This is a genomic window from Burkholderia sp. AU17457 (assembly GCF_002223255.1).
Taxonomy (GTDB): domain Bacteria; phylum Pseudomonadota; class Gammaproteobacteria; order Burkholderiales; family Burkholderiaceae; genus Burkholderia; species Burkholderia sola.
Genome location: NZ_NKFB01000004.1, coordinates 720,024 through 738,110, shown reverse-complemented (window position 1 = coordinate 738,110; position 18,087 = coordinate 720,024). Strand labels below are relative to the sequence as shown.

At 68.9% G+C, this 18,087-nt stretch carries 17 protein-coding genes; 7 read left to right on the top strand and 10 right to left on the bottom strand.

Annotation, left to right across the window (positions count from 1 at the left end):
• Nucleotides 1-109: 109 nt before the first annotated feature.
• Nucleotides 110-1,891 (bottom strand): arginine--tRNA ligase, encoded by a 1,782-nt coding sequence (gene argS / locus CFB49_RS15790; protein ID WP_089491714.1) that lies wholly within the window; start codon nt 1,889-1,891, stop codon nt 110-112.
• A 200-nt stretch (nt 1,892-2,091) separates the two neighbouring features.
• Between argS and CFB49_RS15785 the strand changes: the two genes are divergently transcribed.
• The gene (locus CFB49_RS15785) at nt 2,092-2,415 is read left to right on the top strand and encodes a DUF1840 domain-containing protein (protein ID WP_006489103.1); all 324 of its coding nucleotides are present in this window, start codon (nt 2,092-2,094) and stop codon (nt 2,413-2,415) included.
• Between the two features lie 111 nt (nt 2,416-2,526).
• On the opposite strand, the gene metH is transcribed toward CFB49_RS15785, so the two are convergent.
• From metH to CFB49_RS15755, 5 genes are all read right to left on the bottom strand, one after another.
• The gene (metH, locus tag CFB49_RS15780) at nt 2,527-5,244 is read right to left on the bottom strand and encodes a methionine synthase (RefSeq protein ID WP_179234906.1); all 2,718 of its coding nucleotides are present in this window, start codon (nt 5,242-5,244) and stop codon (nt 2,527-2,529) included.
• A gap of 41 nt (nt 5,245-5,285) precedes the next feature.
• Nucleotides 5,286-6,353 carry a homocysteine S-methyltransferase family protein gene (locus CFB49_RS15775; protein WP_089435692.1) on the bottom strand — a complete coding sequence of 356 codons (1,068 nt, stop codon included), beginning with the start codon at nt 6,351-6,353 and terminating at the stop codon, nt 5,286-5,288.
• 201 nt (nt 6,354-6,554) lie between these two features.
• A complete protein-coding gene (locus CFB49_RS15770; RefSeq protein ID WP_006477667.1) occupies nt 6,555-6,812 on the bottom strand; it encodes a BTH_I0359 family protein in 258 nt (85 codons plus the stop codon).
• 247 nt (nt 6,813-7,059) lie between these two features.
• Nucleotides 7,060-8,313 (bottom strand): DUF3108 domain-containing protein, encoded by a 1,254-nt coding sequence (locus tag CFB49_RS15760; RefSeq protein ID WP_089491713.1) that lies wholly within the window; start codon nt 8,311-8,313, stop codon nt 7,060-7,062.
• A gap of 113 nt (nt 8,314-8,426) precedes the next feature.
• The gene (locus tag CFB49_RS15755) at nt 8,427-9,293 is read right to left on the bottom strand and encodes an IclR family transcriptional regulator (protein WP_011546324.1); all 867 of its coding nucleotides are present in this window, start codon (nt 9,291-9,293) and stop codon (nt 8,427-8,429) included.
• Between the two features lie 129 nt (nt 9,294-9,422).
• Here CFB49_RS15755 and CFB49_RS15750 point away from each other — a divergent pair, with 129 nt between their 5' ends.
• The 6 genes from CFB49_RS15750 (at nt 9,423) to rfaE2 (ending at nt 15,492) form a co-directional block, all read left to right on the top strand.
• On the top strand, nt 9,423-10,415 hold the full coding sequence (locus CFB49_RS15750) for a fumarylacetoacetate hydrolase family protein (RefSeq protein ID WP_089491712.1): 993 nt from the start codon (nt 9,423-9,425) through the stop codon (nt 10,413-10,415).
• Between the two features lie 130 nt (nt 10,416-10,545).
• Nucleotides 10,546-11,373 carry an enoyl-CoA hydratase/isomerase family protein gene (locus tag CFB49_RS15745; RefSeq protein WP_089435855.1) on the top strand — a complete coding sequence of 276 codons (828 nt, stop codon included), beginning with the start codon at nt 10,546-10,548 and terminating at the stop codon, nt 11,371-11,373.
• 81 nt (nt 11,374-11,454) lie between these two features.
• Nucleotides 11,455-12,201 (top strand): PhaM family polyhydroxyalkanoate granule multifunctional regulatory protein, encoded by a 747-nt coding sequence (locus tag CFB49_RS15740; RefSeq protein WP_089491711.1) that lies wholly within the window; start codon nt 11,455-11,457, stop codon nt 12,199-12,201.
• A gap of 24 nt (nt 12,202-12,225) precedes the next feature.
• Nucleotides 12,226-13,452, top strand: a complete 1,227-nt coding sequence (locus tag CFB49_RS15735) for a patatin-like phospholipase family protein (protein ID WP_069620196.1) — start codon at nt 12,226-12,228, stop codon at nt 13,450-13,452.
• Between the two features lie 465 nt (nt 13,453-13,917).
• On the top strand, nt 13,918-14,796 hold the full coding sequence (locus CFB49_RS15725) for a diiron oxygenase (RefSeq protein ID WP_011353352.1): 879 nt from the start codon (nt 13,918-13,920) through the stop codon (nt 14,794-14,796).
• 210 nt (nt 14,797-15,006) lie between these two features.
• Nucleotides 15,007-15,492 carry a D-glycero-beta-D-manno-heptose 1-phosphate adenylyltransferase gene (gene rfaE2 / locus CFB49_RS15720; RefSeq protein WP_069620197.1) on the top strand — a complete coding sequence of 162 codons (486 nt, stop codon included), beginning with the start codon at nt 15,007-15,009 and terminating at the stop codon, nt 15,490-15,492.
• Between the two features lie 16 nt (nt 15,493-15,508).
• Here the strand turns inward: rfaE2 and CFB49_RS15715 are convergent, their stop codons facing one another.
• The 4 genes from CFB49_RS15715 to CFB49_RS36790 form a co-directional block, all read right to left on the bottom strand.
• Complete coding sequence (locus CFB49_RS15715) at nt 15,509-15,751, bottom strand: hypothetical protein (RefSeq protein WP_089491710.1); 243 nt, start codon at nt 15,749-15,751, stop codon at nt 15,509-15,511.
• A 202-nt stretch (nt 15,752-15,953) separates the two neighbouring features.
• Nucleotides 15,954-16,754: a type III pantothenate kinase gene (locus CFB49_RS15710; RefSeq protein WP_069620199.1), complete on the bottom strand. Its 801-nt coding sequence runs from the start codon at nt 16,752-16,754 to the stop codon at nt 15,954-15,956.
• Nucleotides 16,751-17,671, bottom strand: coding sequence for a biotin--[acetyl-CoA-carboxylase] ligase (locus CFB49_RS15705; protein WP_069620200.1), 921 nt, complete (start codon nt 17,669-17,671; stop codon nt 16,751-16,753). Before CFB49_RS15705 ends, CFB49_RS15710 begins: the two co-directional genes overlap by 4 nt.
• Before the next feature lie 5 nt (nt 17,672-17,676).
• A complete protein-coding gene (locus CFB49_RS36790) occupies nt 17,677-18,087 on the bottom strand; it encodes a hypothetical protein (RefSeq protein WP_249190536.1) in 411 nt (136 codons plus the stop codon).

Here is an 18,087-nt window from a genome sequence, read left to right as displayed (position 1 = left end):
CCTGCAAAAAGAATCGTGAGAGGGCTGCGGCGGGCGTCCGCCGGCGGGCATCCGCCGGCAGGTGCCGCCGCGGCCATTCGCGGCCCGGTCCGGGGCCGCGCTGACATCCTTACATCTTGGCGGGCGCGGATACGCCGAGCACTGCCAGGCCGTTCTCGAGCACCTGCCGCGTCGCGGCGAGCAGCGCGGCGCGCGCATTGCGCGGCGCTTCGTCGTCGACCAGCACGCGCTCCGCATTGTAGAACGAGTGGAATTCGCCAGCGAGATCGCGCAGGTAGAACGCGACCGCGTGCGGCGCCAGCTCGTTCGCCGCGTGCGTGAGCATGTCCGGATACTCGGCGAGCTTCTGCATCAGCGACGTCGCCTGCGCGCTCGTCAGTTGCGACAGGTCGGCGCCCGGCAGTTGCGCGACGTCGACGTTGTAGCGCGACTTCAGTTCGTTGAGCACCGAGCAGATCCGCGCATGCGCGTACTGGACGTAATAGACCGGGTTTTCGTCGTTCTGTTTCAGCGCGAGGTCGATGTCGAACACGAACTCGGTATCGGCCTTGCGCGAGATCAGGAAGAAACGCACCGCGTCGCGGCCGCGCGTGATGGTCGCCTCGTCGATCAGGTCGGGTGCCGCTTCCTGGCCTGCGGCCGCGCCGCCCGACCATTCGATCAGGTCGCGCACCGTCACGTAGCTGCCCGCGCGCTTCGAGATCTTCACTTCCTGGCCGTCGCGCATCACCGTGACCATCTTGTGCAGCACGTAGTCGGGATAGCCCTTCGGGATCCCGATGTGCAGCCCCTGCAGGCCGGCGCGCACGCGCGCGATCGTGCCGTGGTGGTCCGAGCCCTGGATGTTGATCACCTTCGTGAAGCCGCGCTCCCACTTCGTCACGTGGTAGGCGACGTCCGGCACGAAGTACGTGTACGTGCTGTCCGACTTGCGCATCACGCGATCCTTGTCGTCGCCTTCGTCGGTCGTGCGCAGCCACAGCGCGCCGTCCTGCTCGTAGGTCATGCCGGCCTTGATCAGCGCGTCGACCGTCTTCTCGACGCGGCCTTCGCTGTACAGCGACGACTCGAGGTAGTACTGGTCGAACTTCACGCCGAACGCCTGCAGGTCCATGTCCTGCTCGCGACGCAGGTACGTGACCGCGAACTTGCGGATCGCGTCGAGATCCTCGACGTCGCCCGCGCCCTTGACCGGCTCGCCGTCCGACGCGGCGACCGTTTCGCCGTTCAGGTAGTCGCGCGCGATGTCGGCGATGTACTCGCCGTTGTACGCGGCTTCCGGCCAGCCCGCGTCGCCCGGCTTCAGGCCGCGGGCGCGCGCCTGCGTCGAGATCGCCAGGTTGCCGATCTGCACGCCCGCGTCGTTGTAGTAGAACTCGCGGTGCACCGCATAGCCCTGGCTTGCGATCACGTTCGCGAGCACGTCGCCGAGCGCGGCCTGACGGCCGTGGCCGACGTGCAGCGGGCCGGTCGGGTTGGCCGACACGAATTCGAGCAGCACCTGCTTGCCTTTCTCGCGATCCGACGTGCCGAACGCGCGGCCCTGGTCGAACACGGCGGCGATCACCGCCTGTTTCGCGGCGGCCGACAGGCGCAGGTTGATGAAGCCGGGGCCGGCGATCTCGGCGGCTTCGACGAGGCCCTGCGCGGCCGGCTGCGCGGTCAGCGCGGCGACGATCTGCTCGGCCAGCTGGCGCGGGTTCGCGCCGAGCGGCTTCGCGAGCTGCATCGCGACGTTGCATGCGACGTCGCCGTGCGCGGCGACCTTCGGGCGCTCCAGCGTGATGGCGGGGGCGACGAACGCCGCGTCGGCGCCTTTCAGCGCGTGTGCGACCTGCTTGACGCTATCCGCGAGCAGGGCTTCGAGGGTCTGTTTGTGTGCTGGCAGCATGCTGGTAGAAGGCTTCGTTGGTGGCGGCCGGAAATGCCCGGCCGCCGGCGCGCTTTTTAAGCGCGCGTTTCAGGGATCGCAGAATTTTAACAGGTGCTAATATGCCGCTCAGGCGGCCCGCGTCCGCGAGGCCGGACGCCGGTCTGTGGGCGTTCCCCAACCGCGCCGCGCAGGCACAACAAGATGAAAAGGGAATTGTCATGATTACGTTCAAGAGCAAGGCGGCACAGGATCTCGACGTGCTGAAGGATTTCGCCGTGTATGTGCTGGGTCTCGTCGGCAAGCAGCTGGGCGAGCGCGGTGTGATTACGCACGACGAACTGGACCACGCGATCGCCAAGCTGGAAGGCGCGGTCGCGCAGGCGAAGCAGGAGCGCGCCGAGCACGCCGGCCATTTCCACGAGGACGAAGCCGACCACGCGCACCACGAAGTGCCGCCGAGCCTGGCCCAGCGCGTCGCGCCGTTCCTGACGATGCTGCGCGAAGCGAAGGCCGGCCAGGCCGACGTGCACTGGGGCTTCTGAGCTTCCTTGCCTGGCGGATCGAACGGTTCGCCGGACAGCAAAAAGCCCGCGTTCGAGCGGGCTTTTTATTTTGTATGATGAAAGGGCGGCCGGGCCGCCCGTTTGCGTCGATCAGAGCTGCGGCGCGAGCGCGCGGCGCGCGTCGTCGAGCGACAGCGCCATGCGTCGCGCGTAGTCCTCGAGCTGATCCTGCCCGATTTTGCCGACCGAGAAATAGCGGCTGTCCGGATGCGCGAGGTAGAACCCCGACACGCTCGCGGCCGGCAGCATCGCCAGCGAATCGGTCACGCTCATGCCGATCTCGTCCGCGTGCAGCACGTCGAACATGTCGCGCTTCACGAGGTGGTCGGGACAGGCCGGGTAGCCGGGCGCCGGGCGGATGCCCGCGTACTTCTCGGCGATCAGCGCGTCGTTGTCGAGCGTCTCGCCGCTCGCATAGCCCCACAGCTCGCGCCGCACGCGCGCGTGCATCGCTTCGGCGAACGCTTCCGCGAAGCGGTCGGCGAGCGCCTTCAGCATGATCGCGCTGTAGTCGTCGTGGTCGGCTTCGAACTGCTTTTCCTTCACGTCGACCCCGAGGCCGGCCGTCACCGCGAACATCCCGATGTAGTCGGCCACGCCCGATTCCTTCGGCGCGATGAAATCGGCCAGCGAACGGTTCGGCCGCATCACGCCGTCAACCACCGGGCGCACGCTCTGCTGGCGCAGGTTGCGCCACGTGAGCAGCACTTCCGAGCGCGACTCGTCGCTGTAGATTTCGATGTCGTCGTCGTTGACCGTGTTGGCCGGCAGCAGCGAGATCACGCCGTTCGCGGTCAGCCAGCGGCCCTGGATCAGCCGCGCGAGCATCGATTTCGCATCGGAGAACACGCGCCGCGCCGATTCGCCGACGATCTCGTCGTTCAGGATCGCCGGGTACGGGCCCGCGAGATCCCAGGTCTGGAAGAACGGGCCCCAGTCGATGTAGTTCGCGAGTTCGTTCAGGTCGTAATTCTTGAACACGCGGCGGCCGATGAACTTCGGCTTCACCGGCTGGTAGCCGGCCCAGTCGATCTTCGTCTTGTTCGCGCGCGCGTCGGCGAGCGTGACCATCGGCTGCGCCTTGCGGTTCGCATGCTGGTCGCGGATCCGTTCGTAATCGGACTTCAGCTCGTCGAGGTACTTCGCCGCGCCTTCGTCCGACAGCAGGTTCGACGCGACCGACACCGAGCGCGATGCATCGGGCACGTAGACGACCGGGCCTTCGTAGTGCGGCGCGATCTTCACGGCCGTGTGCACGCGCGACGTCGTCGCGCCGCCGATCAGCAGCGGAATCTTCTTCACGCGGAAGTAGTCGTCGCGCTGCATTTCGGACGCGACGTACGCCATTTCCTCGAGGCTCGGCGTGATGAGGCCCGACAGCCCGATGATGTCCGCGCCCTCGACCTTCGCCTTCGCGAGGATCTCGTTGCACGGGACCATCACGCCCATGTTGACGACTTCGAAGTTGTTGCACTGGAGCACGACCGACACGATGTTCTTGCCGATGTCGTGCACGTCGCCCTTCACGGTCGCGATGACGATCTTGCCCTTCGCGCGCACGTCGCCCCCCGCTTCCGCGAGCAGCCGCTTTTCTTCCTCGATGAACGGGATCAGGTGCGCGACCGCCTGCTTCATCACGCGCGCCGACTTCACGACCTGCGGCAGGAACATCTTGCCCTGGCCGAACAGGTCGCCGACGACGTTCATCCCGTCCATCAGCGGCCCTTCGATCACGTTGATCGGACGGCCGCCGGCCGCGGCGATCTTCGCGCGCGCTTCTTCCGTATCTTCGACGATGAAGGTCGTGATGCCGTGCACGAGCGCGTGCGCGAGGCGCTTCTCGACCGGCTGGTTGCGCCACTCGAGGTTCTCTTCCTTCTTCGCGGCGCCGGTCTTGAACTTGTCGGCGATCTCGAGCAGGCGGTCGGTGGAATCCGCGCGGCGGTTCAGGATCACGTCTTCCACGCGCTCGCGCAGCTCCGGGTCGAGATCGGCGTACACGCCGAGCTGACCCGCGTTCACGATGCCCATGTCCATCCCCGCCTGGATCGCGTGGTACAGGAACACGGTGTGGATCGCCTCGCGTACCGGGTCGTTGCCGCGGAACGAGAACGACACGTTCGACACGCCGCCGCTCACCTTCGCGAACGGCAGGTTCTGCTTGATCCAGCGGGTCGCCTCGATGAAGTCGACCGCGTAGTTGTTGTGCTCCTCGATGCCGGTCGCGACCGCGAAGATGTTCGGGTCGAAGATGATGTCTTCCGGCGGGAAGCCGACTTCGTTCACGAGGAAGTCGTACGAGCGCTTGCAGATCTCGGTCTTGCGCTCGTACGTATCGGCCTGGCCGGTTTCGTCGAACGCCATCACGACCGCGGCCGCGCCGTAGCGGCGGATCAGGTTCGCGTGGTGGCGGAACGCGTCCTCGCCTTCCTTCAGCGAGATCGAGTTCACGATCGCCTTGCCCTGCACGCACTTGAGGCCGGCTTCGATCACGTCCCACTTCGACGAGTCGATCATGATCGGCACGCGCGCGATGTCCGGCTCCGATGCGATCAGGTTCAGGAAGCGCACCATCGCCGCCTTCGAGTCGAGCATCGCCTCGTCCATGTTGATGTCGATCACCTGCGCGCCGTTCTCGACCTGCTGGCGCGCGACGGCGAGCGCCTCGTCGAACTGGCCGTTGAGGATCATTCGTGCGAACGCCTTCGAGCCGGTGACGTTGGTGCGTTCGCCGACGTTGATGAAGAGCGTCCCGGGCGTGACGTTGAACGGCTCGAGGCCGGCAAGGCGCATCATGTGATCGGTCATGGCGGTGCGAATTCTTGTGATGAAGGACGTGGGGCGGTCGGTCAGGCGTTGTCGCTGTACTGGTTCGGCCAGCGGCGCGGCTTCACGTCGGCGAGCGCCTTCGCGATCTCGGCGATGTGCTCGGGCGTCGTGCCGCAGCAGCCGCCCGCGAGGTTCACGAGCCCGGCCTGCGCGAATTCCTTCAGCAGGCCCGACGTGACGTCGGGGGTTTCGTCGAAACCGGTGTCGCTCATCGGGTTCGGCAGGCCCGCGTTCGGGTAGCACGACACGTAGGTGTCGCACAGCTTCGCGAGCTCGGCGATGTACGGCCGCATCAGCGCCGCGCCGAGTGCGCAGTTCAGGCCGAACGTGAGCGGTTTCGCGTGACGCAGCGAATTCCAGAACGCCTCGACGGTCTGGCCCGACAGGATCCGGCCCGACGCATCAGTGACGGTGCCCGAAATCATGATCGGCAGGCGCTCCCCGGTGTCCTCGAACAGTTCGTCGAGCGCGAACAGCGCGGCTTTCGCGTTCAGCGTGTCGAAGATCGTTTCGACGAGGAACAGATCGACGCCGCCGTCGAGCAGCGCCTTCGCCTGCTGGTAGTACGACGTGCGCAGCTCGTCGAACGTGACGTTGCGTGCGCCCGGATCGTTGACGTCCGGCGAAATGCTGGCCGTCTTCGGCGTCGGCCCGATCGCGCCCGCGACGAAGCGTGGCTTGGTCCGAGTCGCGTATTTCGCGGCCGATTCGCGCGCGAGCTTCGCCGATTCGACGTTCATCTCGACGACGAGCTCTTCCATTCCGTAGTCGGCCTGCGCGACGGTCGTCGCACCGAACGTGTTGGTTTCGACGATGTCGGCGCCGGCCGCGAAGTACTGGTCGTGGATCTCGCGGATGATCTGCGGCTGCGTGAGCGACAGCAGCTCGTTGTTGCCCTTGATGTCGCGCGGGAAATCCTTGAAGCGCTCGCCGCGATACGCGGCCTCGTCGAGCTTGTAGCGCTGGATCATCGTGCCCATCGCGCCGTCGAGAATCAGGATGCGCGATTTCAGCAGCGCAGGCAGGGCGGCGCCGCGCGTGTAGGACGTGTCGAGCGGGACGGGAGCGGCGAGAGGAGTCGCAGACATGGGCGGAAGACCGGCGAAGACGGAAAACCGTCATTGTAGCCGGTGCGTCAAGCGGTCGCCGGCCCTCGCCGCGCGGCCGGCCGGCCCGCCAAATGAAAGCCCCCGCCGGCGAGCCGGACGGGGGCAGGATCGGAGTGCACGCGGCGCCGCATCGATGCGCGGCGAATGGCCCGGCCGCGTGACGCGCCGGGCCGCGGGTCGTCAGTGCAGCACGACGGGCATCATCATCAGGCTGTCGAATTGTCCGAGGAATTCGTCGACCTCGTCGAGCGACGGTTCATCCTCGATCAACTGCTTCACGTGCGCGCGGAATCGTTCGGCAAGTTCGCCGTCGATGAAGATTTCGCGCTGCGCGTTCTTGTCGACGATTTCGTATCCGCCGGCATTCATCAGGTGATGGCCGGCCTGCGGCGCAAATTCGACGACGCAGTAGTTGGGGCTGTTGTAGATCATTTGCATGGCGGCACTCCTCTTCGCAGTGGCATCTGGCCTTGTTGTCCCCTAGGTGGGGCAAGCCTCGCCGGTTTCAAGGGGCTTGCGCTGCACACCCCGTTCTCCCGTTTGCGTGGGGTGTATCGGTTAGAAGCCGATGTCTATCAAACGTTTCTCATTGTGAGCCGGTGGACTGAAATAGTTGTTAAAGAGTGTCATCGGCCATTTCCGGGGAAACTGTAATCGGTCGAAATTGCCGATTCCTGTGCGTCTATCACTGTGTGACAGTCGACGACGCCGGTGGTTGCATCGTCGCGGGCGGTGCCGACGGTGCCGGTTCCGCCGGCGACGCAGGTGATGGATCGGGCGTCGGCGCCGCGGCGGGCGCGTTCGTTGCGCCGCCGGGCGGGGCGGCGTCGGCAGGCACGTTCGGTGCGGCGAGGCGGCCGTGCCACAGCAGCTCGATCTGCGCACCGTTCGGCTCGGTCTGCACCAGGCGCGCGGGCAGCCAGCCGAGCGACGGCGCGAGCCACATGTCGATGCGGCGCGTGTCGCCGTCGCGGCGCGGCAGGCGCATGAAGTGACGCGCCGCGACGATGCCGGCCTGCGTCTGCACCTGCTCGTCGCCGATCACGGTGATCGGCCACGTCTCGCCGCTATTGTTGTCGATCACGAAGAACTGCTGCGTGACGCCCGGCTTGTAGGCCGCGGGATTGCCGCGCAGCAGCCCCGACAACTGCATCAGCATGCTGAACCGGTCCTGCACGCCATCGGGCAGCGGCGCGTTGTTCGGCGTGCGCGTGAACACCACCTGCCGGATCTCGCGGTTGAAGATCGCGATGTCTTCCGGCCGCTTGCCGCGTTTCTCGACGTAACGGTCGGGCGCGACGCCGAATGCGTCGATGCGGCCTTCGCTGCGATAGGTGAACGGGCCGACGAACGGCACCGGCATCGACACCGACAGGTCGTACGTGTGCCCGTCGGTGCGCCAGTGGATCGTGCCGATCATGTTCTGCATGCCGTTGTAGAACGTGTCGTACTGCAGGTCGCCGGACGGCGGCGCGGCGAACTTCACGCCGCTCGTGGCAGGCCCCGGTGTCGCGGCGCTGGCGCCCGCGGCCGACGCGGCTTGCGCGCCCGAGGCGCCCGGTAGGCCGCTCGCCGCGGACGCGGCGGCAGCCGGCGGTTCGCCGTGCTCGGCCGTTTGCGTGGACGTGAGCACCGGCTCGTGCGACGGCGCGGGTTTCGGCGGGGCGGCCTTCGGCGCGGCAGCCTTGGGCGCGGCCGGACGTTCGACCGGCTTCGGCTCCGGTGGCGCCGGTTGACGCTCGATCGGCTGCGGTTTCAGCAGTTCGATCTGCACGGGGACGTCGGCGGGCGGCGGCGGCGTGAACGATTCGCGGTTGCGCATCAGCCAGAACCCGGCAAGCGCGTGCAGCACCAGCACGGCGACGAGCGCGACGCCCACGCGCAGCCAGCGGCGGGGCAGGGCGTGACTCGGGCGAAGGTCGGCGGGCTGGTTGGGCATCGGAACAGGATCGGGCGCGTGGGTGACGTCGGGCGCGCGGCGCGCGCCACAGGAATCGGACCGCCGGATGCGCTGCGCGTTCGCGAAGCGTGACGTCGCGTGAACCGGATGCGTCAGGCGTCGCGTGCGTCGGGACTATAGCCGAGTTCGTAAGACAGTTTCTGCGCGCATGCGCGCAGCGCGGTGTCGATCTCGCCGCCCCACGCGATGTCGAACGAGCCTTCCTGGCCGAGCGCGACGATCGCGAGCGCGAGTTCGCCGACCGCGTCGAACACGGGCATGCAGAACGCGTGGATCGTCGGCAGCAGCATCCCCTCGACGCGCGCGGCCTGATGCCGGCGCACGTCGGCGAGCACCGCATCGACTTCGTCGAGCGTGCGCGGGCCGCCGTGGTGCGGCGAGCGGCGCGTATCGGCGAGTTCGCGCTCGAGCATCGCGGCGGTCTTGCTGCGCGGCAGGTACGCGGCGAACAGCAGGCCCGTCGCGGAGCCGAGCAGCGGCATCACGTCGCCGAGCTTCAGCGACGCCTTCGCCGGATGGCTCGATTCCATCCAGTGCACGATCGTCGGCCCCTGGTTGCCCCATACCGCGATGCCGACCGTCTGGTCGAGACGGTCGCGGAATTCGGTCAGCGCGATCCGCGCGAGCTTCACGCCGTCGACGCGCGCGAGCCGCGCGAGGCCCATCTGCAGCGCGAAGCCGCCGAGCTCGTAGCGTCCCGAAACGGGGTCCTGCGACACGACGCCGAGCCGCGAGAAGCTGACCAGGTAGCGGTGCGCCTTCGCCGGGCTCATCCCCGCGCGCTGCGCGAGATCGCGCAGCATCATCGCGCGCGGCTCGCTCGTCAGCACGTCGAGCAGGCGGAAGCCGACCTCGATCGACTGGATGCCGGAACGGACTTTTTCGCCGTGCTCGCCGGAGGCGGCGTCGTCGGTATCGGAGTCGGCGAGATCGTCGTCGGGGAGCGGGCTGGCGGGCATGGGCAACGGGTGCGCGAAAATGCGACAGGAAACGGGGCGAAAACGGCGTGCGCGATCATGGCGCGCCGCAGGGATTCACCATCGTAAAATAGATTCCCTCCATCGTCACTACAACGGCAGATCCTCCCTATGAAACTTGCTTCGCTGAAGGACGGCACGCGCGACGGCCAGCTGATCGTCGTGTCGCGCGACCTGCACATCGCGGCGATTGCCGATGCGATCGCGCCGACGCTGCAGCGCGTCCTCGACGACTGGGCGTTCTACGCGCCGCAACTGCGCGACCTGTACGACGCGCTGAACCACGGCCGCGCGCGCAACGCGTTCGCGTTCGATCCGGCCAACTGCATGGCGCCGCTGCCGCGCGCGTTCCAGTGGGCCGACGGCTCCGCGTACGTGAACCACGTCGAGCTCGTGCGCCGCGCGCGCGGCGCCGAGATGCCGCCCGAGTTCTGGACCGATCCGCTGATGTACCAGGGCGGCAGCGACGATTTCGTGGGGCCGCGCGACGACGTCGTGTGCCCGTCCGAGGAATGGGGCATCGATTTCGAGGCGGAGGTCGCAGTGATCACCGGCGACGTGCCGATGAGCGCGTCGCCCGACGACGCACTGAAGGCCGTGCGGCTCGTCACGCTCGTGAACGACGTGTCGCTGCGCAACCTGATTCCGGCCGAACTCGCGAAGGGCTTCGGCTTCTTCCAGAGCAAGCCGGCCACCGCGTTCGCGCCGGTTGCCGTCACGCCCGACGAGCTCGGCGACGAATGGCGCGAGGGCCGCGTGCACCGCCCGATGATCGTCCACTGGAACGGCAAGAAGGTCGGCCAGCCTGACGCCGGCACCGACATGGTGTTCCACTTCGGCCAGTTGATCGCGCACGCGGCGAAGACGCGCAACCTGCGCGCCGGCTCGATCGTCGGCTCCGGTACGGTGTCGAACAAGGACGCGAAGCGCGGCTACTGCTGCATCGCCGAGAAGCGCTGCCTCGAGACGATCGAGCACGGCGCGCCGCAGACCGAGTTCATGCGCTATGGCGACACCGTGCGCATCGAGATGTTCGATGCGGCCGGCAAGTCGATCTTCGGCGCGATCGAGCAGTCGGTTTCCCCGCCCGACGGCGCGGCATAAGCGGCGCGGTACGCAACGCGCCGGCGACACCCGGCGTCGGCCCGCGCGCCGGGTTTCGCCCGATGTTTGACCGCGCGGGCTTGGCTACACTCGATTCAAGCGTTCGAGCGCCTTGAGCAAGGAGCAGCAGATGGCCGATCTCGCCGCATACGGCGGTTACGAAGCACTGAAGGTGACGCGCCGCGACCATGGCGTGCTCGACATCGTGATGAGCGGCGAGGGCGCGAACCGCAGCGGCCTCGCGACCGCGAACGCGCGCATGCATCGCGAGCTCGCCGACATCTGGCGCGACGTCGATCGCGATCCCGACACGCGCGTCGCGGTGATCCGCGGCGAAGGGAAGGGCTTCTCGGCGGGCGGCGATCTCGCGCTCGTCGAGGACATGGCGAACGATTTCGACGTGCGCGCCCGCGTGTGGCGCGAGGCGCGCGACCTCGTCTACAACGTGATCAACTGCAGCAAGCCGATCGTGTCGGCGATGCATGGCCCGGCCGTCGGCGCGGGGCTCGTCGCCGGGCTGCTTGCCGACATCTCGATCGCCGCGAAGGATGCGCGCATCATCGACGGCCATACGCGGCTCGGCGTCGCGGCCGGCGACCACGCGGCGATCGTGTGGCCGCTGCTGTGCGGGATGGCGAAGGCGAAGTACTACCTGATGCTGTGCGAGCCCGTGAGCGGCGAGGAGGCCGAGCGGATCGGGCTGGTCTCGCTCGCGGTCGAGCCGGCCGACCTGCTGCCGAAGACATACGAAGTGGCCGAGCGGCTCGCGCACGGTTCGCAGTCGGCGATCCGCTGGACCAAGTACGCGCTGAACAACTGGCTGCGCACGGCCGGGCCGACCTTCGATACGTCGCTCGCGCTCGAATTCATGGGTTTTTCGGGGCCCGACGTGCAGGAAGGCATCCGCTCGCTGCGCGAACGGCGCCCGCCCGCATTTCCCGGCGACGCGCCGTTCTGACGTGCGCGCTATGATCGAACCATGCGCGGCTGCGCGGTGCACGGCGGCCGCCTCGCTCTCCCAGTCAACCAGGATGCCCGTATGACGACCGATGCCTCCGGCGCGAACCCTTTCGCCGGCTTTGCCGGGTTCCAGCCCGCCGACATGATGGACCGGATGTGGGACATGATCCGGATGTCGCCGTTCGGCGGGATGGCGCCGTTTCCGGGCGCCACGCACGGGCTGCCGCCGTCGCTGTCGAGCATGTCCGACATGATGTCGCCGCTCACGAACGTCGAGGAACTCGACAAGCGGATCACCGATCTGCGCGCGGTCGAGCAGTGGCTGAAGCTCAATCTCGGGATGCTGCAGTCCGCGATCCAGGCGCTCGAGGTGCAGCGCGCGACGCTCGCGACGCTGCGCGCGTTCAGCGCGTTCGCGCAAAGCTCGATGTCGGCGGCCGAGGAAGCGGCCGTGGCCGCCGCGCAGGCCGCTAAACCCGCGTCGGCGGGCGGGGCCGCGCCCACGGCCGATGCCGCGGCGCCCGCCGCGGATGCGCCGGAAGGCGACCCCGCGCAGCAGCCGTTCGACCCGTCCGGCTGGTGGAACCTGCTGCAGACGCAATTCAACCAGCTCGCGAGCCTGGCGATGGCGCAGCCGGGCATGCAGCCCGCTGCGCCGGACGCCGCGCCGCCGGAGACCGCCGCCGCGCCCGAACCCGCCGCGAAGTCCGCCGCCGCCGCGCCGCGCAAGCCCGCCGCGAAGCGCGCGAAGCCGTCCGGTTCGGCCGCGGCGCGCGCGGCGGCCGCTTCGTCGCCGGAAACGCGTCCGCCGAAGCGCTCGACGTGATGCGGCGCAGCTAGCAGGTCGATCATGCGACTCGCGCTCGTTCTGATGGGAGGCGGCGCGCGCGCCGCCTATCAGGTCGGCGTGCTGAAGGCGCTGGCCGAGATCGCGCGCGAGGCCGATCCGCAGCGGCATACGGTGCCGTTCTCGGTCGTGTGCGGTTCGTCGGCCGGCGCGATCAACGCGACGTCGATCGCGAGCCACGCGGACGACTTTTCCCATGGCGTGCGGCGCCTGCTCGAATTCTGGGAGCCGCTGCGCGCCGATTACGTGTATCGCACCGACTGGCTCGGCATCGCCGGCGCCGGCGCGCGCTGGCTCGCGACGATGACGTTCGGCTGGGCGGCCCGCCGCTCGCCGCGCGGGCTGCTCGACAACACGCCGCTCGCGCACCTGCTGCAGCGCGAGCTCAGCTTCCACCGGATCGAGCAGATGCTCGAGGCGCGCCTGCTGCACGCGCTCGCGGTTACCGCGCTCAGCTATTCGAGCGGCCGGCACCTCACGTTCTACCAGGCCGCCGAGCCGATCCAGGCATGGCGTCGCGCGCAGCGCACCGCGCGGCTCGTCGACCTGTCGGCGTCGCACCTGCTCGCGTCGTCGGCCATTCCGTTCGTGTTCCCCGCCGTGCCGCTCGTGCTCGACGGGCAGGTCGAGTACTTCGGCGACGGCTCGATCCGGCAGATCGCGCCGCTGTCGCCGGCGATCCACTTCGGCGCGGACCGGATCGTCGTCGTCGGCGCAGCCGATCCGCGGCCCGAGATTCCCGCCGCAAATGGCACGGGACGGGCCCGTGGCTACCCGACGCTCGCGCAGATCGGCCAGCAGGTGCTCGCGAGCGTGTTTCTCGACTCGATCGGCTCGGACATCGAACGGATCGAGCACATCAACCGGATGATCGAGCACCTGCCGCACCAGGTCGAGATCGACAGCGGCTGGCGGCACGTCGACGTGCTCGCGATTGCGCCGTCCGAGCGCATCGAGCTGATCGCCGCGAAGCACCTGAAGCAGATGCCGGCGACGATGCGCGGGCTGCTCGGCGCGATCGGCGGCAGCCAGCCGGCCGGCGCGTCGTTCGCCAGCTACCTGCTGTTCGAGGAAGCGTTCACGCGCGAGCTGATCGAGCTCGGCTACCGCGACGGCCGGGCCCAGCGGGAGACGCTGGCCGGCTGGATCGCGGGGGCGGACGGCGGCAGCGCACCGGCGGCCGGCACGCCGCCGGAAGGCGGGCTCGCGACCGGCGAAATGCGGGTCTGACACGCGCGGGCGCACTGTAAGGTTGCGTTTTCGCGACGGCTGGCCGCGACCGATCGCCGCACCGCGGTGGGCGGCGCGCGAGCGGCCGGGCGTCTCGGAACCGTCATGCACGCGTGCTATCATGGCCGCCGCCGTATACACCATATCGAGCAGCCCGCCGATCCGGCATCCGCACGGGACCTTTCGGGGAACCCGCCTGGGGCAGGGGACGGGCGCGCCAACGAGCCGGCCAGCGCCGGCCCCCACTCAGGCAAGCGCGGCCGGCTCCGCACGAACGGAGCGGGTTGCGGCATGCCCAACGGCGGCCACGCGGCCGCCTGGCTGCCGGACGAGGAATCGGCGTCCGGCGGGCCGGTTTCCCGCGTAAAATTACAGTCTTGGCTGCAAAAAGCGCGCGTGGCGCGCTCGCGCGGCAACAGTCACGTTTAGAGAAGTCGCATTGCGCAGAACAGGGGTGGGACCATCATGAACACCATGCTTTATCCGGAACTTTACAGGTCGCTCGAAGCTGTCCGCTGGGACATGGAGAAGGACATTCCGTGGGACAAGTTCGACGCTTCGCTGCTCACCGACGAGCAGGCGAAGACGATCAAGATGAACGCGATCACCGAATGGTCGGCGCTGCCCGCGACGGAAATGTTCCTGCGCGACAACCAGCACGACAGCGATTTTTCCGCGTTCATGAGCGTGTGGTTCTTCGAGGAGCAGAAGCATTCGCTCGTGCTGATGGAATACCTGCGCCGCTTCAAGCCGGAGATGGTGCCGACCGAAGAGGAACTGCACGCGGTGCGCTTCCAGTTCGATCCGGCGCCGCCGCTCGAGACGCTGATGCTGCACTTCTGCGGCGAAATCCGCCTGAACCACTGGTACCGCTGCGCGGCCGACTGGCACACCGAGCCCGTCATCAAGCAGATCTACGAAACGATTTCGCGCGACGAAGCGCGTCATGGCGGCGCGTACCTGCGCTACATGAAGAAGGCGCTGAACAACTGCGGCGACGTCGCCCGTGCCGCATTCGCGAAGATCGGCGTGCTGATGGCGTCGGCGCGTCGCACCGAGAAGCCGCTGCACCCGACCAATCTGCACGTGAACCAGGCGCTGTTCCCGCGCGACACCGTGCAGTCGCGCCTGCCGGATCCGGAATGGCTCGAGCGCTGGCTCGACGAGCAGATCCGTTTCGACGGCGAGTGGGAGAAGAAGGTCGTCGAGCGGATCCTGCACAACCTGTCGATCCTGTTCGAGCGTACGTTCGCGACCGCGCAGGAGCTGAACCGCTACCGCAAGGAGGTCACCGGCCGCCTGCAGGCCGAAAGCGGTCCGTCGTCGGCCGCGCAGCCGGCCTGAGGTCGGCAGGCGCCGCCGCCGGCGCGAGTCGCCCCGATTCGCCCCGATTCGCCCCGATTCGCCCCGATTCGCCCCGATTCGCCCCGATTCGCGCGCGGCTCGCGGCACCGTGTCGCATGCGTTGCATGAAGCCCGCCCGGCCGGTCCGGCGGGCTTTTTATCGGGTGCCGCCGTCGCGCGCACCGTCGTTCATTCCGTCCGATCTCCATCATGTCCGCCACCTTCGAACGCAAGCTGATCACCCGTGATGCCCTCGTCGCGCTGCGCGCGTCGCTGCCGTCGCCCGTCGTGTTCACCAACGGCGTGTTCGACATCCTGCATCGCGGTCACGTCACGTATCTCGCCGATGCGAAAGCGCTCGGCGCCTGCCTGATCGTCGGCGTGAACAGCGATGCGTCGGTGCGCATGCTCGGCAAGGGCGACGACCGGCCGATCAACCGCGAAGAGGATCGCGCGGCATTGCTGGCGGCGCTGGAAAGCGTCGACTGGGTCGTGACGTTCGCGGAAAAGACGCCCGTGTCGCTGATCGAGGCCGTCCGTCCGGACATCCTCGTGAAGGGCGGCGATTACGACATGGACGCGCTGCCGGAATCCGCGCTCGTGCGCGGCTGGGGCGGCCGGGCGCTGGCAATTCCGTTCGAGCACGACCGCTCGACCACTGCGTTGTTGAAGAAGGTGCGCGCGCAACAGTCCTGAGCGGGGCGCGGCGCCGTCACGGGGCCGATGCCGCGAGCGGTGCGGTCGTGACGGCCGGCGCGGCGATCGGGCCGCCGACGATGGGCTGGTCGGTCGCCCGCATGAGCGGTGTCACGCGCAATGCGTCGGGCTGCACTTGCCGAGACAGCACGCCGGGTTCGCGCGGGCCGGCCGCGGGCAGCGGCCCGAACACGCCGCGCGCCACCACGAACGCGAGCATGTTGGCGAGAAAGAGAACAGCGATCAGCCAGCGCAGCATCGTCGAAACTCCTTGTCGTCATCGACGTGGTTCACGTCGTTCAGTCGAGCCGGCCGCATGGCCGGCTTTTTCATGGCTTCCGTCGACCGTTCGTGTGGGCCGCTGGCGCGGCGCCGCGCGTATTCGTCGGCGTGACGCGGGCCCGTCGGGACCCGCTTCGTCCTGCTTCGCCACGCGCCGGCGCGATGCCGGCGCCTGTGCATCAATCCTGCGCCGTTGCCGGGCCGGCCGCGTCCGTTGCGATCAGCGCGAGCCCGGACAGGATCAGCGCGTCATGCCGCGTATGCGGGACCGTCAGCGCACGTGCGATGTCGTCCGCCGCACCGCCAGCCAGCACGAGCCGCACCGGCGCCTGCCACGCGGCGACGAGATCGCGCCACGCGCGTTCGATCAGCCCGGCCTGCGCGTACAGGCAGCCGGCCGACAGCGAGCGCGGCGTATCGACCTGGAACGGTTCGGCCTGCGCGCCCGCGAGCAGGTCGCTGGCGATATCGGTGGTCAGCGTCGGCAACTGTGCGGTGTACGTGCCGAGCGCGCGCATCATCAGCGCCCAGCCCGGCGCGATCAGCCCGCCCGTGAAGCGACCGTCCGCGCGCAGTGCCTCGAGCGTCGTCGCGGTGCCGAACGTCGCGATCAGCAGATGCTCGCCCGGAAACGCCGCGTGCGCGCCGATCAGGCCGGCCCACCGGTCGCTGCCGAGCTGTTCGGGCGTCGTATAGCCGTTCGTCACGCCGCATTGCGCGGGGCGCGAGCGGATCGTCGTGCGCGGCAAGCCCGGCCAGCGCGCGTCGAGCAGCGCGTCGATCCGTGCGGCCACGTCGGCGCCCGCGACGTTCGAGATCCACGCGCCGCGCGGCCGCGGCAGCATCGACCAGTCGGGATCGGCGCCGCCGTCGCGCGTGTGGCCGAACGCGCCCGTGTCGACGAGCGTGCGCCGCGCGTCGGCGAGCGCCCACTTGATCCGGCTGTTGCCGGCGTCGATCAGCAGATGCGGTTCGCTCATTGCGCTTCGCGCAGCGACACGTCGCCGGCTGCGATCGTTTGTACGCCGCTCGGCGTGTCGAGCAGCAACTGGCCGGTCGCGTCGATGCCCGTCGCGATGCCGCGCGCGCGCTCGACGCCCTGTTCGAGCAGCACGACTTCGCGGCCCGCGTACGCGTGCAGCGCGTGCCAGCGCGGCAGGAACGGCGCGAGGCCGTCGGTGCCGAACTGCGCGAGCGCGGGCGTGAGCGCGTTCAGCGACGCGGCGAGCGTATCGGTGAGGTTCGCCGACGCGCACGCGATCGACAGCGCGGCGGGCGGCAGCCCGCTTGCAAGCGCGGCTTCGCGCGCGCGCAGCGCGTCGACCTGCGCGGCGACGGCTTCCGCGCCGCGCACGTTGATGCCGAAGCCGATCACGACGGCGGTGGCGTCGGCGGTGGTCCAGACGGTTTCGATCAGGATCCCGGCGAGCTTGCCGACGATGCGCGGCGCGCCGTCGTCGTCGGCCGTCAGCAGCAGGTCGTTCGGCCATTTGAGCGCGACGCGCATGCGGGCGTCGAGCGGCAGCGTGGCCAGCCCTTCGGCGAGCGCGACGCCGATCGCGATGCTGAGGCCGCCGAGCGCATCGACGGCGCGCGGCACGATGCAGCCGACCGAGCACAGCAGCGCATTGCCGGGCTGCGCGAACCACGGGCGGCCCTGCCGGCCGCGGCCGGCCGTCTGCTCGAACGCGACGCGCACGAGCGGCGCGGGCAATGCGCTCGCGCTGCGCGGCAGCGCCTTGAGCCGAGTCGCGACGTCGGCGTTGGTCGAGCCGGTGGCGGCGACGATGTCGAGCGGCCACGCGCGCGGCGCGGCATCGAGGTGCGCCTCGAGCCGGGTGCGCGCGATGTGCGCGTCGCCGGATTCGGGCGTGTCGGAGGAGGTGGGGGCGTTCATGGCGCCTATTGTAGCGACAGGGGGCGGGGGCGCGCGCCGGACGGCGCACGCAATCTGCAGGGCGGCGGGCGCCGTCGCGCGGCTTGGTGCTTTTCCATCCGCTCCAGCGCCTCGATGTCTTCTTCGGTCGTCATTTCGCAGGCCAGCAGCGTCTTGCCCTTCAGCGCCGGGCCCTGGCGGGCCGACACGAGGATCCGCGCGCCGCCCGGGCCGCGGACGGTCAGCCGGCGCGAATAGCCGACGAACGATGCCCCTGGCAGGTGGCCTTTCTCGAGCGTGAGCTGATAGCGCTCGGCGAGCCGGTCGGCGACTTCGCCGTCGAGGCGCCCCGCAACCGGTTCCGTTTCCGTTTCCGGACGACCGCTACGCGGCGCGTGGATGGCGCATGCGAAGCAACCACCGTTCGGCCAGGTCAC

Excerpts from the sequence above, each read along its gene's own strand:
- CFB49_RS15750 (WP_089491712.1), top strand. The coding sequence starts at position 9,423 with ATGAAACTTGCTTCGCTGAAGGACGGCACGCGCGACGGCCAGCTGATC.
- CFB49_RS15735 (WP_069620196.1), top strand. The coding sequence starts at position 12,226 with ATGCGACTCGCGCTCGTTCTGATGGGAGGCGGCGCGCGCGCCGCCTAT.
- CFB49_RS15740 (WP_089491711.1), top strand. The coding sequence starts at position 11,455 with ATGACGACCGATGCCTCCGGCGCGAACCCTTTCGCCGGCTTTGCCGGG.
- CFB49_RS15755 (WP_011546324.1), bottom strand. The coding sequence starts at position 9,293 with ATGCCCGCCAGCCCGCTCCCCGACGACGATCTCGCCGACTCCGATACC.
- CFB49_RS15705 (WP_069620200.1), bottom strand. The coding sequence starts at position 17,671 with ATGAACGCCCCCACCTCCTCCGACACGCCCGAATCCGGCGACGCGCAC.
- CFB49_RS15745 (WP_089435855.1), top strand. The coding sequence starts at position 10,546 with ATGGCCGATCTCGCCGCATACGGCGGTTACGAAGCACTGAAGGTGACG.
- CFB49_RS15775 (WP_089435692.1), bottom strand. The coding sequence starts at position 6,353 with ATGTCTGCGACTCCTCTCGCCGCTCCCGTCCCGCTCGACACGTCCTAC.
- argS (WP_089491714.1), bottom strand. The coding sequence starts at position 1,891 with ATGCTGCCAGCACACAAACAGACCCTCGAAGCCCTGCTCGCGGATAGC.
- CFB49_RS15770 (WP_006477667.1), bottom strand. The coding sequence starts at position 6,812 with ATGCAAATGATCTACAACAGCCCCAACTACTGCGTCGTCGAATTTGCG.
- metH (WP_179234906.1), bottom strand. The coding sequence starts at position 5,244 with ATGACCGATCACATGATGCGCCTTGCCGGCCTCGAGCCGTTCAACGTC.
- CFB49_RS15785 (WP_006489103.1), top strand. The coding sequence starts at position 2,092 with ATGATTACGTTCAAGAGCAAGGCGGCACAGGATCTCGACGTGCTGAAG.
- CFB49_RS15715 (WP_089491710.1), bottom strand. The coding sequence starts at position 15,751 with ATGCTGCGCTGGCTGATCGCTGTTCTCTTTCTCGCCAACATGCTCGCG.
- rfaE2 (WP_069620197.1), top strand. The coding sequence starts at position 15,007 with ATGTCCGCCACCTTCGAACGCAAGCTGATCACCCGTGATGCCCTCGTC.
- CFB49_RS15760 (WP_089491713.1), bottom strand. The coding sequence starts at position 8,313 with ATGCCCAACCAGCCCGCCGACCTTCGCCCGAGTCACGCCCTGCCCCGC.
- CFB49_RS15710 (WP_069620199.1), bottom strand. The coding sequence starts at position 16,754 with ATGAGCGAACCGCATCTGCTGATCGACGCCGGCAACAGCCGGATCAAG.
- CFB49_RS15725 (WP_011353352.1), top strand. The coding sequence starts at position 13,918 with ATGAACACCATGCTTTATCCGGAACTTTACAGGTCGCTCGAAGCTGTC.